Raw genomic sequence first — 15,008 nt, forward strand, 5'->3', positions numbered from 1 at the left:
ACTCAAAGAACACGGTTTTTGGATGTGGCCAATGAATATCGGCGCATTCTATCTGCCATAATCCGGTCGGTTTCGCTTTGTTCAAAGAACTCGGAAATTCCATGAAATCCAATAATAAATGGCAGCGCGGGGTAGTTCTCTGGGCAGGAGCGGTGGTCTGCACGGCCGCTTGCGCCGCAACAACAGCATTAGCGGCAACGCCTGCGCGGCAGGATTCGCCGTCGGCATCGGAAAATGCGCTTGGCGATGCGAGCGCGCGGCGTGGCTTGCTGACCAACGGCGCGGCTGACGAACCGCAGGCGCCGGGTAATGGAAGCGACGGCAGCAACGGCAGCATTACCGAGTTGCAGCAGATGATCCGTGACGGCAAGGTAATAGAGATGCGCACGACCTATAACGGCAGTTATGGCGCGAGCATGTTGTTCTATCCGGACCAGATGACGTATTACGTCGCGCTGTTCCAGCAAAAGAAGTTTTGGCGCGTGATCAAGACGCAGACCGATACGCGTGCCGAAGCGGTTTATGCGGACTTCGCGAAGAGCACGGCCCAACTTGCCGATTCGGAAATACGTCGCGAGAAGTTGCAGGCTGAAAACGCCTTCGCGGATCGGCTGATTGCTTTGCAGCAGAACCGGGCGAGCCGCTTGCAAGCGGATGTCGATGTGGCGCGCGCGCAGCAAACTCAGGTCGTTGATCGTCAGGCGCAACAGCAGGCAGCCATTATCACGTTGCGGGCGCAGCAGGACGCGGCTCAAGCGGAATTGCGTGCGTTGCAGACCAAGGTGCAGGATCTTCAGCGTCAGGCGGATGGGGATTTGATGCCGCAGTGAGTTTTGCGAAGGGGGCGGGAGGTTTTCCGGGGGGGCGGGGGCTATGCTGGGGTGGGCGGTTCTGGGGTTAGCGGTCGGGGTCTATGCCGGGTTGGTGCTTTCGGCCGTGGTGGTCTGCGAGAGTCGGATATTCTCTTTACCACTATTAGCCACTGTGCGTGGCGGCACGTCATTTCTTTGTCCAAAGCGACAAAGAAACGAAGCAAAGAAAGCGCTTTCAACCACGCTACCCTAAGTGTCCACAGCGTGCAGTTTCTATTCATAGGTGCCCCAAAAGCACGGTGCTCGCCAGAGCCACGGATGTGTGAACCCCTCTTTCTCCGAACACGGATACCCACACGCTTCGCCACCAGTGATTGAACCTGCCCAAGGGGCACCCCGCGCTATCCGCGGACGACCGCCCTGCAAATGTGTACGCGCCTCGAACCATATCGCCAACCCTGCTGGAAACGAGGTCGCGAAGATGCGTAAGGCCGTACTTACGCAAATGACTGTGGGGACCACGCGGGTGACTCACCAAAACTGGAGCGGCAACACGCGTGGTGCTGCGACCTACCGACATAACGGTCAGACCACGTAGCTGACACGCGGAAGAGTGCGGCAGCCAAAATGCGTGAGGCCGTGCGGATTCATTGGCAATGGTGCTTGCCCGAGAGCGTTGGGGGCGAAGCGTGTTCGTGTCAGGATTCGCGAGAAGGAGGGGTTCAAACATCCTCCGCTCTGGCGAGCACCGTGCTTCTGGGGCACCTATGAATAGAAACTGCACGCTGTGGACACTTAGAGACTGTTGCGAAATTACAAAAAGGGGCTGTTAACTTTTTGGCTCTGGTGTTAACTTCTGTCTTGTTTTCCCTGACAGGAAGCCATGGCTAAGGAACTTATAGACGACCAATTATGGGCACTCATCGAACCGTTGCTGCCCAAAGCTGCGCCGCGCAATCGCCGGTATGCAGGACGCAAGCCAATACCTGATCGCGCCGTGCTCACAGGCATCGTGTTCGTGCTGCGCGCAGGCCTCGCGTGGAATTTGCTGCCGCAGGAAATGGGCTGCGGGTCGGGCTCCACTTGCTGGAGGCGCCTGGACCAGTGGCATAAAGCGGGCGTATGGCAACGCATGCACGAAACGATGCTGGCGGAACTGCGCCGTCGGGGCCAACTCGATATGGCCAGAGTACTGGTCGACAGCTCCTCCATTCGCGCGTTGTACGCGGGAAAAAAACAGGCCCAAACCCCACGGACCGGCGCAAACTCGGCAGCAAACACCATATCATCGTCGATGCGCAAGGCATCCCGCTCGGCGTCATCCTGACGGGCGCAAACCGCCATGACGTCACTCAGCTTGACCCACTGGTCGAAGCCATTCCGCCAATTCGAGGCAAGCCAGGACGGCCCTTGCGTAAGCCCAAAATTGTTCAGGGCGACCGAGGCTATAGCTCTGAGCCACATCGGCGACGCTTTCGCAAACGCGGCATCACTCCTGAACTCGCGAAACTGCGCTCACCCCATGGCAGTGGTCTAGGCAAAACACGTTGGCCTGTCGAGCGTACGATCGCTTGGCTGCACTCCTATCGCCGCCTGAAGATGCGCTACGAGAAATATGCGCACATACACGAAGCCTTCCTCACGCTCGCGTGCGCTTTAACTTGCTGGACCCGGCTAAAAAATATGCAAACTTAATTCTGCAACAGTCTCTTAGGGTAGCGTGGTTGAAAGCGTTTTCTTTGCTTCGTTTCTTTGTCGCTTTGGACAAAGAAATGACGTGCCGCCACGCACAGTGGCTAACAGTGATAAAGAGAAAATCCGACTCAGGCAGACCGCCACGGCCGAAAGCAGCAACCCGGCATAGACCCCGACCGCTAGCCCCAGAACCGACCAACCCGGCATAGACCCCGACCGCTAGCCCCGGAACCGACCAACCCGGCATAGACCTCGACCACTAACCCCAAAACCCACCAACCGGCAGGTCCCACGCCCAACGCTTAGCGTTTAAACCACCCGCTCGACGCCAGCCCGGCTCACGGCTTTCCCCCCCACCACACAGACGATCAAAGCGGCAAGCAAAAGCCCACACAACGCGAGCCGCAAACCCAGTAAACCTGCGCCGAGCCCGATCACCGGCGGTCCCACCAGAAAGCCGGCATAACCCGCCGTAGCGGCCATGGAAACACCAACAGCCGGCGTTGTCGTTGAACGGCCCGCGGCACTAAAGATCACAGGCACGATGTTAGCCAGACCGATCCCCACAAGCGCGAACCCCACGCAAGCGGTGACCACGTTCGGATAACCCAGCACCAACGCCAAGCCCAGCGCTGCGATAAGCCCTCCAAACGCGACCACGACGCTCGCGCCCAAGCGTCGAACCGATACATCTCCGACCACGCGGCATGCCGCCATCGCGAACGCAAACGACGAATAGCCGAGCGCCGCTGCGCTTGCTTGCGTGTCGAGCGCCGAGCGCAGGAACACCGCGCTCCAGTCCGCCACCGCGCCTTCAACCAGCATGCAGAGAAAGGCAAGGGCAGCGAGTTTCATGACGCCCGCGCTAGGCAAGGTAAAGCCGCTAGCCGACGCTAATCCCCTCGGTCCAATATCCCGCAGCGCAAGTACAGCGCTGATCAAAATGAGCGCGCCGATAACGACATCAGGCAGCAGCAATCCACCCATCGTGCCGATACCATTGGCCTGAAGCGCCGCGCCCGCTGCCGCCCCCAACAGGCCGCCCATGCTCCACGCCGCATGAAACGACGACATGATCGGCGCCTGCCATTCGCCTTCGATCGCACTGGCATGTCCGTTCATCGATACATCCAGTGCGCCATTCGCAGCGCCCAATACAAAGAGCACGACGCATAACAAAGCGAAGTCCGGCGCCAGCGCGGGCAAGGGCAGCGCAATAACAAATGCAACGCCCAGGAATGCTGTGACGCGGCCACTTCCGAAACGCGGCGCGAGGCGGCCCGCAAGCGGCATGGCAACAATCGCGCCCAACGCAAAACAGAACAGCGCGATCCCGAGCGATGCATCACTTAGCGATAAAGCTTCCTTGATCCGCGGGACTTCGACGGCCCACGCGCCTATGCCCAGCCCGTTAGCAAGAAACACCGCCGTGGTGGCAATGCGTTCAGCGACAGGTCTCATGATCGGGTCCCTGCGTGAGCCACGATCACGTTGCCGCAGATTTTTTCGAACTCGCCTAGCCGCTGCGCGGAGACATCCGCCTCCACGATCAAATGCTCAATGCCGGACGCCGACACCACAAAAAAGGGCGCCGCTGTCATCAGCTTCTCGGACGTGATCGCGATGGCGACCTGACCGCTCGATTTGACCATCGCACGTTTAAGCTCGGCTTCCTCCGCCTCGAATGCAGCCACGCCCTCGTCCGGGTCGATGGCGCAAGCGCCGAGGAAACACAGATCGGCCTTGATCTGCTGTACCTGCAAAAGGGCCGTGGCCCCAAGCGACCCCGCGCCACGCGCGCTCATCCGGCCGCCAATCAGAATGACATCGAAACCCGCGCGATCGAGCAGACGCGAACAGGCATCGGGGGAGTTCGTCACGACCGTGAGATCGGCGTTGTCCGGAAGCGCGGCCGCGATAGCGACGTTGGTCGACCCGGCATCGAGCAGGATGATCTGCCGCGGCCGGACGAGGGATGCCGCCGCAACGGCCAGTTGGGCCTTGCGGTCAGCCGCCTGGCGCAGACGGGTGGACCCGGCCGGTGCAGCGGGGGAGATCAGCAGCGCACCGCCGTACACACGCTTGCAATGACCCGCGTCTGCCAGATCGCGCAGATGGCGGCGAACCGTGTGTTCGGAGGTGTTGAATTCGAGCGCGAGTTCAGCCGCCAGTACGCGGCCGTGCGTTCGTAGCCTGTCGAGAATCAGCTTTGCGCGTTCGTCGGGAAGCAACCCGTCTACGGCGTCACGCCTGCTTCTTTGCATGTTGTCGGTCTCTGTCCGGATTTATTCGTTTGCTCTAAATCGATCATAAGTGAGCATAAGTTATCGTAAACGAGCGAGTGTGGGCAAATTTTTTTGTTCGTCTTTCGTGGCTGTGAAACCTGATCTGACCAGCGCAGCGAATCTGGCAGGAGCAGCCGTTCTTCGCTTTCAACCCTTCGGGCAAGGTGCCATTACAATCGAGCACTCCGATCAGACAACCGCGACTTGCTCCATGAGATACCTCTTTGCATTGACACTTGCGGCGGTCGTCGCGACCGCAAGCATGGCCGCGAACGCCCAAACATCCGAGGGCAGCGACACACCCAAACAGCAATGCGCCATTGGGTATGTCACCGGCGTGGGGGGATCGGCACAGAGCATTCACGAATACCTTGCGATGCCCGACAGAGACAGATATCGCTTCCTTGCAGACAACCCGATCCAATGCCAGGTTTCCGACGAGGGTCGCGCGTCCGGGTGTACGGGCATCACAAGCCTTCGGCATGAAAAAGTCAGCGTGTACGACGACATCGATAGCGCGACAATGGCCGTGGTCGCGCGCGTGGAACTCGACCACGGGACGTACCCGGTGATTATCGTGGTGCCAAGGGAGGATGTGCAATGCGAGGAGTGAATGCGCTCACGCCACTAATCGATGACCAAGCTGGCAGAGAAGCTTGAACGTGAGCTTCGCTTTTCCGGCAAACCGCCAGCGGCAATCAACCGACAACCAACCCTCCACCCCCATCCAGCCGACTTTCAGAGTTGCGAAATACTCTCGATTCGCTCCGAGCGGCCAAGAAAAAATCCCTGCGCGCTGGTACATCCACAAGCCCGCACAAAGCTCAGTTGCTCATACGTTTCGATACCTTCCGCCGTGGTGGGAATCCCCAGCTCGTGGGCGAGCGCCACGATCCCGCGAACCACCGCCGCCGACTCCCGTCGATGCACGGATTCGCGCACAAACGAGCTGTCGATCTTCAGTGTATCGAACGAAAAACGGCATAGATTCGAGAGCGTGGAAAAGCCTGTTCCAAAGTCATCGAGCGCGAGCCCGATACCCATGGCGCGAAGTTTTTGCACGTTGCGCCGGGTCGGGACATCGTCGCTCATGAGCACGGTTTCGGTGACCTCGATGTTCAGGCGCGACGGCGGCAACCCCGACTCCTCCATGACGGACGCAACCAGATCCGCGAACGAATCTTCCCGCAGCTGCACAGGCGATACGTTCACCGCAACGACCACCGGCTCGCGCCAGCGCGCTGCCTCGGCGCAGGAGCGCCGGAGTACCCATTCCCCCAGCGGCAGGATCAGGCCCGTTCGCTCTGCAATGGGAACGAAGGTCGTGGGCGGCAACTCGCCTCTAGTGGGATGTGTCCAGCGGACCAGCGCTTCCCGTCCCGTGACCACTCCGCTTGCCAGATTGACGATCGGTTGATACTCCATCCGCAAGCCGCTGCCAAATGATTGAAGCGCGCCTTCCAGGTCGCTTCGCAGGAGGCTCAAGCTGTCGTCGGAGGCGTGCGCCTTGGCATCGAATACGGCAAAGGCACTTTTACCGCTGCGCTTGACCGCGTACAACGCACGGTCGGCGCATATGAGGAGTTGCGGTCCCGTTTCCCCGTGCTCGGGATATTGCGAGATTCCGACGCTAGCGCCAATTCGCACCAGCACCTCGTTAAGTAAGAATGGACGCCCAAGGGTTTTCACAATCTGATCCGCCAGCAGCCGGACCTCTTCGCTGACGGAGGCGTCGCTGGAAATGGCGACGAATTCATCGCCCGCCAGACGGCCGACAACGTCCCCCTGGCGCAAGACCGCTCGCAAGCGCTTGGCGGATTCCTGAAGCACCAGGTCGCCGGCCGCGTGCCCGAGGCTGTCGTTGATGGCCTTGAAACCGTCAAGATCAATCAGCAGCACTGCGAACGATCCGGGCCTGAGCGCCGGCTCGGCATCGGTACGGTTCAGCAAGAGTTCGCTGATGCGGGCGCGGTTCGGCAGGCCCGTGAGGCTATCGTGCCGGGCGAGGCGGTTACTGGTTTCCTGCGCGAGCAGCAGCGCGACGGTGTCCTTGTTGCTGCGGATAGCAACGGTAAAAAAGCCGGCAGCGCAAAACGGCGCCTGGAACAACAAGACGATTTTTCCAGAAGCCGGAGACAGTGCAGCACCGATTCCCAGCAGCGTAAAGATGATGGATATCTGGATCAGGACAAGCCGGGGTATGCCTGCGTTACGGCCGGCCAGCCCGCCTACCACGCCAACTGCGCAAACGTTGCCCAACAGGAAAAGTGTCTGATCTCCGCTGATATTGCATAAGAGGGCGCCGAGTCCTAGAAGCGCACTCCACAAGATGCTGGCAAGCAGGAACAGCGATGTCGGCGTGGGCTCGTTGCGGGCGCTGCGCTTGCAACAGATGGCAATCAGGGACAGGCGCACGATCAGCAGCGCGATTACGGCGAGCGTCCATAACGCGTAGCCGACGCCCGGATGAAGATAATAGGCGGTGACGCAAACGCTGATCTCGCAAACTGACGCCATTGCGATCGACGTCGTCCTGGTGAACAGGTTTGACAGCAATATCTGTCGATTATCAGCGCTCAGGTCTTGAGCGGATCCTGCGAGCCATTTGAAAAACGGCAACCTCGGTTCACTGAACGCCATGGCATGCGCAATATAGGTAGGTGCTTGGTTATCGGCGCGATTGGCTTTTTGTCTGCCCCTAATTATCCGGGTAAATGTGTCCGTTGTTCGAATAATATGATGTTACGCCCGCGCGACTTGCTGGTACCAGGAGTATCAGAGGGCGGAACAATGGCGGTTTTTTTAACCAAGACTCTCGCCAGGCCGATGCCGGACGAAGGCGAGACGGGGACGTGTGGAGGATGACCTGGTTCGCAGGCTTACGGAAAATGATACGGGTTAACGTCTGGTTTGCGCTGCAGCATGGCTAGCCGGGACGTCATGAGTAGAGCCCCTGACGTTAAGCCGTGAGGTCCGCTTTGCGACCGAAGGTAAAATGCAGGGAATGACGCGGCGGATTCATTCTTGTCTCGAAGCGAGTGCATTAGCGAACTCAGATCGAGCATCATGCCGTGCGGTCTTTTACTTGGAGGACAAAAAATGAAGCGCGGTATTTGCTCATTCGTTGCGTTGATGGTTGCGGCTCCGGGTATCGCGATGGCATTTAACGAAGACGCGTCATACAACCAGTGCGTGATGCAATCGCTGAAAGGGGTAAGGAGCAGACAGGCGACCGATCTGATTACAACGTCGTGTCGAAAACTCTATAAGGAAAGCGCGTTTCTGAATAATAACGAGAAAAACTATCGCGTTTGTCTGGTTCAGAATCTGCAAGGAATAGAGAACGACTACGCTGCGCAACAAGTGGCAACAGCCTGTCGCCGGGCGAATAGCGGCTGAGTTGAGATCGGCCTTGGCACCTGCTGGCCTTGGCCATTTATTGCGCTTCGCCGCCTTCTGCCGCATCGTCAAACTTCAGCATCCGGGCTGAGCCAGGGCCTAAATGCAGCAGGCAAATCCCGCGCCAATGACAGGACGTCAACGGGTCTCCCGAAAAGTTAACAGCGAGACCAACGCCGGATATGCCTAACGTCAACACGCCTTAGACGATGAACGGAAACTCCGCTTCGGGCAATGGATCGCCGGAAGCAAGCCTGCCAGCCAGTTCAGGATAGGGCGGTGAGGTCTCGCCACCGCGGTCGACATAGTGAGCGCCATCGCCGAGCCATCGGAACGAAACGACACGCCGCGATTGCTGGCCCGCCACGTTACCCGGCGCTCCGTGTACCGTATGAAAGTTAAACGCTATGGCATCGCCCGGCTCCAGATCCCAACCGAGGATTTGATACGCATCCCGGTTCGCATCGATGTCCGGCAACTCTTCCAGCCGATCCGACTTGTGGTCATACGCCACGCCGCTGAACTTGCGCGGACGGAACAGCTTTCCCCACTTGTGGGACCCGGCCACGAACTCGACGCACGTCTCGCGAGGCACCGGATCGAGTGGAATCCATAGGCTGACGGCTTGCTCGGCGCTGACGCAGTAGTAGGGCTCGTCGTGATGCCATGGCGTGAGCTTCGCCGCACCCGCTTCTTTCACCAGCACATGTTCGTGAAAGATGCGTGCACGCTGCGAGCCCATCAAAGCCTGAGCCACCGATGCAGCCGGACTGTGCTCGACAAAATCCCTGAACGGTTCAATGCGCTGCCAGTTGCAGTAGTCACCGAAAAAACGCCCGGTTGTTTTTTCAGGCGTGTAGTTCCTGAACGAAGGTCCCGGATGAGTGGCGTTGTATTCCACGCCTTCACGCAAGGGCTCGACCCAGTCTTTAAACACCCCACGCAAGACGGCGGCGCCGTCACGATCGAACGCTTCCCGTTCTGTTGCCAGCATGCTGTTCTCCTTTAACGATTGATCAATCGGCACCGCGCGTCCGGTCTCGTATAAACGCGATTGCCGCTAGTGAAGGAACCGAGCCGGCAAAGCGAACACCGGCTCCCTTAAAGCCTTTAGCTTCCCGGTAACGCCGCTGCTGCGCTGCGTCCGCGAAGCCAGTTGATGCTGGTGAACAGCGCCACCGCGAACAGGATCAGCATGGTGGCGACCGCGAGTATCGATGGATCGATCGAATCGCGAATGCCGCTCCACATCTGCCGCGGTACAGTCCGCTGATCCGGGCCGCCGATAAAAAGAATCACGATGACTTCATCGAACGAGGTGGCGAACGCAAACACGCTGCCCGTCGCCACGGCCGGCGCGATCAACGGCAACGTGACGCGGCGAAAGGCGATCCACGGCGTGGCCCCCAATCCCGACGCCGCGCGAATGAGGCTCTGGTCAAACGAGAGCAGGGACGCCGTCACGGTGATTACCACGAACGGCGTGCCGAGCGCCGCATGCGCGAGCACCACGCCAACGTAGGAATTGACGAGACCGAGCGGCGCGAACACCAGATAGAACCCGGCGGCAACGACGACGATGGGGATGATCATCGGCGAGATGAGCAGCGGCATGATGACCGCGCGAAACGGAAAATTCGCCCGGCTCAGGCCCAGCGCCGCGAGCGTGCCGAGGCAGGTGGCAAGCACCGTGGATGCTGTGCCAATGCCGATGCTGTTGAGGAACGCACGTTGCCAGTCGCTGCTGCCGAGCGCTTTCGCATACCAATGCAGCGAGAAGCCTTGCATCGGATAAGAAAAGTACGAGCCGGTGTTGAACGACAGCGGCACGATGGCCAGGATGGGCGCGATCAGGAAGAACAGGATGAGCGCCGAATGCACGCGCAACCACTTCGACGCAATGCGTTCGGAGAGTACGAGATGGCGCTGGCTTTGCATGAGTCCCGCCCCTTAGCCGAAGCGCAGCCGGTCGATGCCGACGAGCCGGTTGAACACGAAATAGAACACGGCAGTGAAGATCACGAGATACGCCGACAACGCACCGGCCAGCCCCCAGTTGAGCTGTTCGTTGGTCTGCGCCGCAATCAACTGGCTGATCATTTCGTCACCGGCGCCGCCCAGCAATGCAGGCGTGATGTAGTAACCGAGCGCAAGCACGAATACGAGGAAGCAGCCTGCGCCGACACCCGGCAAAGTCTGCGGCACATAGATGCGGATGAACGCGGTGACCGGATGCGCGCCGAGCGATTGCGCCGCGCGCATATACACCGGCGACACGCTTTTCATGACCGAATAGATCGCGAGGATCATGTAGGGCAGGAGGATATGCGTCATGCCGATCAACACGCCGGTCCGATTGAACAAGAGCGGTAGTGGATGGCTGACGAGACCCATCCCCATGAGCAAGCTGTTGATGACCCCGCCCGGTTGCAGGAGCACGTACCACGCGGTCGTGCGCACGAGCAGCGACGTCCAGAACGGCACGATCACCAGCAGCATCAGGCGGTTGCTTTTGGCCGCCGGCAGGGTGGCGAGCAAATACGCAACCGGATAACCCAGCACGAGGCACAGCAGCGTGACCGACGCACTGATCCATACGGTGCGCGCAAACGCATTGACGAACACGGAACTGTCAGCGGGCAGGGAGGCGATCGAACCGTCAGGCGTGACGGTGGCGTCGACGGCGGCTAACAGATAGTCGGGCGTAGGCGACACAGCGGAGCGCTTCAGGATGCGCCAGATGTCATGCGTGCCCCAGCGCGGATCGAGTTCGATCAACGCAGGTTTCCAGGCGGGTGGCGCAGTCTCGGGCAACTGGCGCGCGGTGCGCATCAGCAAGCTGCGAAACTCCGGCAGGTAGAAATTCAGCCGCCGCGCGACGGTTCCCAATTGCCCTTCGTCGGACGCACGGCGCATATCGGCTGCGAGGATGGCAAACGTGTGCTCGTCGGGCACACCTTCGCCGTTCCATGCCTTGAGCGCTTGCGACAATGCCGGCAGGTTCACCGGCACCTCGCGATTTTCGACACTCCGTGACAGCAGGATCGCGATGGGCGCAATGAAGGTGGCGAGCAGGAACAACAGCAGCGGCAACGCAAGCAGGAGCGCCTGGGCCGACGCCCGGCGACGGGTTTTCGCATACGCCGTCCGTCCGTCGGCCCCCGAGCTAGCGGATACGTCAGCCGGCTCCTGCAGATTGCTGGTCACTGTCACGGTCACGGGTCGCCTTACTGTGTCAGCCAGACCTGGAAGCGCTTGTTGATCTGGTCGGCGTTATCCGCCCAGAAGCTCGCGTTGATCTGCAGTGCATGCTTGAAGTTGGCGGGAGCCGTCGGCAAGTCGTTCAGGCGATCCTTCGCAATCAGAGGAATGGCGTCCTTGCGCGGCGGCGCGTAAGCAATGTACTTCGTCAGGTCTGCGTAGCTTTGTGCGGTCGAGGCGGAAACGATGAACTTGGCTGCGGCGTCGCCGTTCTTCGCGCCCATCGGAATGCCCCACCATTCGAAGTCGTAGACCTGGCCATCCCACACTGATACGAATGGCTTGTGGTCCTTGTGCACCGCGTCGTCAATACGCCCGTTGTAGACCTGTGTCATAACCACCGCGCCGTCGGAGAGCAACTGCGGCGGCTGCGCGCCGGCTTCCCACCAGACAATGCTCGGCTTGATCGTGTCGAGTTTCTTGAACGCGCGGTCGACGCCGGCGGGCGTGCCGAGCACCTTGTACACGTCGGCGGTTTTCACGCCGTCGGCGAGCAGCGCCCATTCGAGCGTCACCTTCGGGGACTTGCGCAAGCCGCGTTTTCCAGGGTATTTCTTCAGGTCGAAGAAGTCGTTGATGGTGGTCGGCGGGGTCTTGAGTTTGGTGGTGTCATAGGCGTACACGGTCGACCAGACCATGGCGGCGACCGCGCAATCCATGATCGAACCGGGGATGAAGGCGCTGGTGTTGCCGAGCGACTTGCGGTCGATCTTGCGCAACAAGCCCTCGTCGCAACCGGTGATGGCGTCGTTGGATTCAAGGTCGATCAAGTCCCATGTCGGGTTCTTGGCCTGTTCCATGGCGGACAGTTTGGCGAGGCCGCCATCGTACGATTCAGTCGAGAAGCCGATGCCGGTGGCTGCCGTGAACGGCTCGAAGAACGCTTTCTTCGCCGCGGTCTCGTAAGCGCCGCCGAAGGTTACGACCGAGATGGTATCGGCTGCATGTGCGGTGGCGGCGAACAAGCTTGCCGCCGTAAGTGCGAGTCCGGCGATGCCCGTCAGACCGGTTCGAACGAGTGTTGCTTTCATGTCAATGGACTCCTGCGGTGAAGGACGGAGCAGGGCCGCGGGTAATAGTAGCGGCCGTTGCGAGGATCTTGCAGTCGTCGTGGCGCCATGCCACGGCGGTTGCACTGCCGAGTGACGGAAGATCGTGGTGCTGCGTATTCGGGACTTTGACGATGATGCTGTCGCCATGACCAAGCTCCCCGAGTTTCAAGTGAACGCGGTGGTGATCGCCGCAATACACGAGTTCTTCCACGCGCGCGCTCACCAGGTTGGTGTCCGCGGCGTTCTGCGCAGCGTCAACAGACGCTATGTGCGCGCGCTCCGGGCGCAGCGCCAGCATCGCTTCCTCGCCGTTCCGTAGACCCCGCCCGCAACGGCCGCGAATGACCGTTCCGCCCGGCAGTTCCAGCGTCGCCCAGCTTGTGTCCTGTTCGAGTACCCGGCCCGTCAAGCCGTTGTTCTCGCCAACAAAATTCGCCACGAACGCGTTGTGCGCGTTTTCATAGAGTTCCGTAGGGGTCGCTGCCTGCTGGATGCGGCCATCGGAGAACACGGCTATCCGGTCTGACATGGTCAACGCTTCCGCCTGGTCATGCGTCACATACACCACCGTCAATCCCAACTCGCGATGCAGCCGCATGATTTCGTATTGCATGGTTTCGCGCAGCCGCTTGTCCAGTGCGCCCAGCGGTTCGTCCATCAGCACCACGCTTGGCTCAAACACGAGCGCGCGGGCGAGGGCGACACGCTGCTGCTGTCCGCCGGACAACTGCGACGGCCGGCGGGAAGCCAGTTGCGGCAACTCGACCATCTCCAGCGCCCGCTTCACGCGCGCCTTTTGTTCTGCTCGGCCAATGCCTCGTACCGACAACGGAAACGCAATGTTCTGTTCGATCGTGAGGTGCGGGAACAGCGCGTAGTTCTGAAACACCATGCCGATGTCGCGCTGATGCGGCGGTTTATCGTCGAGGCGTTTTCCATTCAGGCGGATCTCTCCCTGAGTTGCTGATTCGAAACCGGCAAGCATCATCAGCGTGGTCGTCTTTCCAGAACCGGACGGTCCGAGCAGCGAGACGAATTCGCCTTTCGCTACGTCGAGATCGAGCCCTTCCACGACGTAATGAACGCCGTCATACGTCTTGCTCACGCCCGCGAAGGAGATGAAGGAGTGGGTTGACATCGTGTCGTGGGCTCCGGGTTTCAGATCGGTGTTGCGTTGCGTGTCTTGCTGCGAGCGTCGTGCTTCGTGCATCAGGCAAGCTGCTGCGCGAGATAACGCGCGAAGTCGTAGTTCGGCCGTTCGAGGTGACTGAGATGGCCGGGTTTTGCAAGCGGCGCCTGCACGCCACGGAACACGGCCTGCACGCCTCGCCGGTCTTCCTCGTTGACTGCGTCCAGCAACTCTTTCAGCGACGCCATGTATTGCCCAGCCAACGGATCCGCGATGAACTCAGGCGCCAGCCCGCCGCCGAAGCGAATATGAACGCGGCCCGTTCCCAGCGGCTGCAGCACGAGGTACCAGAAATAACCCGGCGTCAGCGTGACAAGATGAGTCGGGTAGATCGCGAGCAGCGCGGTCGTCTTGCGCCAATGTCCTTGAAGGCGCTGGTTATCCGGATGCGCCTGGCCGATGGGCAGCGACGCTTCCTTGGTGATCCAGTGGTAATTGAACGCATCACTGCCGGGCGGGCATTCCATCTCGTCGAGGCGCGAATGCGGCCCGACCGTTGCCCGATGCAGCATGGGCAGGTGATAACTCTCCATGAAGTTTTCGGCCAGGATTTTCCAGTTCGTATCCCAGACGTGCTCTTCGTAGAATGTTTCCTTGTAATCGGCCATACCGTAGTCGGCGATCAGATCCGTGAGGCCGGCGAGTTTCTCTGCGACCGGCGGTGCATTCGCGTCGAGCGTGACGTAGATCCAGCCTTGCCAGGCTTCGCATCGCACCGTGGGTAATAGGTAGTTTTCCTTACAAAATCCGCTTTGGCGCTCCATCATGGGGGCGCCGTGGAGTTTGCCATCGAGCGTGTAGTTCCATGCGTGGTACGGACATACGATGCGGCGGGTGTTGCCGCGCCCTTCGAGCAACACGGACATCCTATGCAGGCACACGTTGGAAAACGCCTTCAACTCCAGGTGCTCGTCGCGCAGGACGACGATCGGCTGACCGTCGATATCGGCCGTGAGATAGTCGCCCGCTCCGCCAAGCGCACTCGCCCGGCCGACACACAGCCATTCGCGACGAAAAATACGTTCTTGTTCCAGCGCCAGGAAATCAGGCGAGGTGTAGACCGCGGGCGGCATTGAGCGTGCATCGCTGAACGGGCGTTCGCAGTTGGCCTGCAACTGGCGGACGATGTCCGGGCCAGCGCCGGATGTGTTCGACGTTGCGATCGAGGATGCCGTTGCAGAACCCATCGCGCCTCCTTTCCCATTCAGTGACCATTCAGTGAATGTGGCAACCCGTTCAATCGTGGCTACGGGTTGCTCGCTGCATGGACATCAATCTATCAAGTCAAATTACCAGCCAAAATATTGTTTTTGCA

13 protein-coding genes are annotated in these 15,008 nt (G+C 60.0%); 4 read left to right on the forward strand and 9 right to left on the reverse strand.

Annotation, left to right across the window (positions count from 1 at the left end; translation table 11 throughout):
* Positions 1-101: 101 nt before the first annotated feature.
* Both ACSQ8V_RS34720 and ACSQ8V_RS34725 read left to right on the forward strand, forming a co-directional pair.
* The gene (locus tag ACSQ8V_RS34720) at positions 102-830 is read left to right on the forward strand and encodes a DUF2968 domain-containing protein (RefSeq protein ID WP_436208839.1); all 729 of its coding nucleotides are present in this window, start codon (positions 102-104) and stop codon (positions 828-830) included.
* Positions 831-1,695: 865 nt separating this feature from the next.
* Positions 1,696-2,507, forward strand: a protein-coding gene (locus tag ACSQ8V_RS34725) for an IS5 family transposase (protein WP_436180705.1) whose coding sequence is annotated in 2 segments (ribosomal slippage) — positions 1,696-2,044 and positions 2,044-2,507 — 813 coding nt in all. Because the reading frame shifts where the segments join, the coding sequence is not laid out codon by codon here.
* Between the two features lie 309 nt (positions 2,508-2,816).
* On the opposite strand, the gene ACSQ8V_RS34730 is transcribed toward ACSQ8V_RS34725, so the two are convergent.
* Positions 2,817-3,968, reverse strand: coding sequence for an MFS transporter (locus tag ACSQ8V_RS34730; protein WP_436208840.1), 1,152 nt, complete (start codon positions 3,966-3,968; stop codon positions 2,817-2,819).
* Positions 3,965-4,771, reverse strand: a complete 807-nt coding sequence (locus ACSQ8V_RS34735) for a DeoR/GlpR family DNA-binding transcription regulator (RefSeq protein ID WP_436208841.1) — start codon at positions 4,769-4,771, stop codon at positions 3,965-3,967. Before ACSQ8V_RS34735 ends, ACSQ8V_RS34730 begins: the two co-directional genes overlap by 4 nt.
* Positions 4,772-5,003: 232 nt before the next feature.
* Here ACSQ8V_RS34735 and ACSQ8V_RS34740 point away from each other — a divergent pair, with 232 nt between their 5' ends.
* On the forward strand, positions 5,004-5,405 hold the full coding sequence (locus ACSQ8V_RS34740) for a hypothetical protein (RefSeq protein WP_436208842.1): 402 nt from the start codon (positions 5,004-5,006) through the stop codon (positions 5,403-5,405).
* Between the two features lie 125 nt (positions 5,406-5,530).
* Here ACSQ8V_RS34740 and ACSQ8V_RS34745 read toward each other — a convergent pair whose 3' ends face one another.
* Positions 5,531-7,432: a putative bifunctional diguanylate cyclase/phosphodiesterase gene (locus ACSQ8V_RS34745; protein ID WP_436208843.1), complete on the reverse strand. Its 1,902-nt coding sequence runs from the start codon at positions 7,430-7,432 to the stop codon at positions 5,531-5,533.
* 459 nt (positions 7,433-7,891) lie between these two features.
* Here ACSQ8V_RS34745 and ACSQ8V_RS34750 point away from each other — a divergent pair, with 459 nt between their 5' ends.
* A complete protein-coding gene (locus ACSQ8V_RS34750) occupies positions 7,892-8,191 on the forward strand; it encodes a VF_A0006 family four-cysteine protein (RefSeq protein WP_213762835.1) in 300 nt (99 codons plus the stop codon).
* Between the two features lie 202 nt (positions 8,192-8,393).
* Here the strand turns inward: ACSQ8V_RS34750 and ACSQ8V_RS34755 are convergent, their stop codons facing one another.
* From ACSQ8V_RS34755 to ACSQ8V_RS34780, 6 genes are all read right to left on the reverse strand, one after another.
* Complete coding sequence (locus ACSQ8V_RS34755) at positions 8,394-9,185, reverse strand: phytanoyl-CoA dioxygenase family protein (RefSeq protein WP_436186232.1); 792 nt, start codon at positions 9,183-9,185, stop codon at positions 8,394-8,396.
* A gap of 116 nt (positions 9,186-9,301) precedes the next feature.
* Complete coding sequence (locus tag ACSQ8V_RS34760) at positions 9,302-10,129, reverse strand: ABC transporter permease (RefSeq protein WP_436186233.1); 828 nt, start codon at positions 10,127-10,129, stop codon at positions 9,302-9,304.
* 12 nt (positions 10,130-10,141) lie between these two features.
* Positions 10,142-11,386 (reverse strand): ABC transporter permease, encoded by a 1,245-nt coding sequence (locus ACSQ8V_RS34765; protein WP_213763050.1) that lies wholly within the window; start codon positions 11,384-11,386, stop codon positions 10,142-10,144.
* Positions 11,387-11,418: 32 nt separating this feature from the next.
* Positions 11,419-12,483 carry an ABC transporter substrate-binding protein gene (locus ACSQ8V_RS34770; protein WP_436208844.1) on the reverse strand — a complete coding sequence of 355 codons (1,065 nt, stop codon included), beginning with the start codon at positions 12,481-12,483 and terminating at the stop codon, positions 11,419-11,421.
* 1 nt (position 12,484) lies between these two features.
* Complete coding sequence (locus ACSQ8V_RS34775; protein WP_436208845.1) at positions 12,485-13,642, reverse strand: ABC transporter ATP-binding protein; 1,158 nt, start codon at positions 13,640-13,642, stop codon at positions 12,485-12,487.
* A 71-nt stretch (positions 13,643-13,713) separates the two neighbouring features.
* Positions 13,714-14,880: an SRPBCC family protein gene (locus tag ACSQ8V_RS34780; RefSeq protein ID WP_436208846.1), complete on the reverse strand. Its 1,167-nt coding sequence runs from the start codon at positions 14,878-14,880 to the stop codon at positions 13,714-13,716.
* Between the last annotated feature and the right edge of the window lie 128 nt (positions 14,881-15,008).

The sequence above is a fragment of the Caballeronia sp. LjRoot31 genome (genome assembly GCF_964253885.1).
In the GTDB taxonomy this organism is placed as follows: domain Bacteria; phylum Pseudomonadota; class Gammaproteobacteria; order Burkholderiales; family Burkholderiaceae; genus Caballeronia.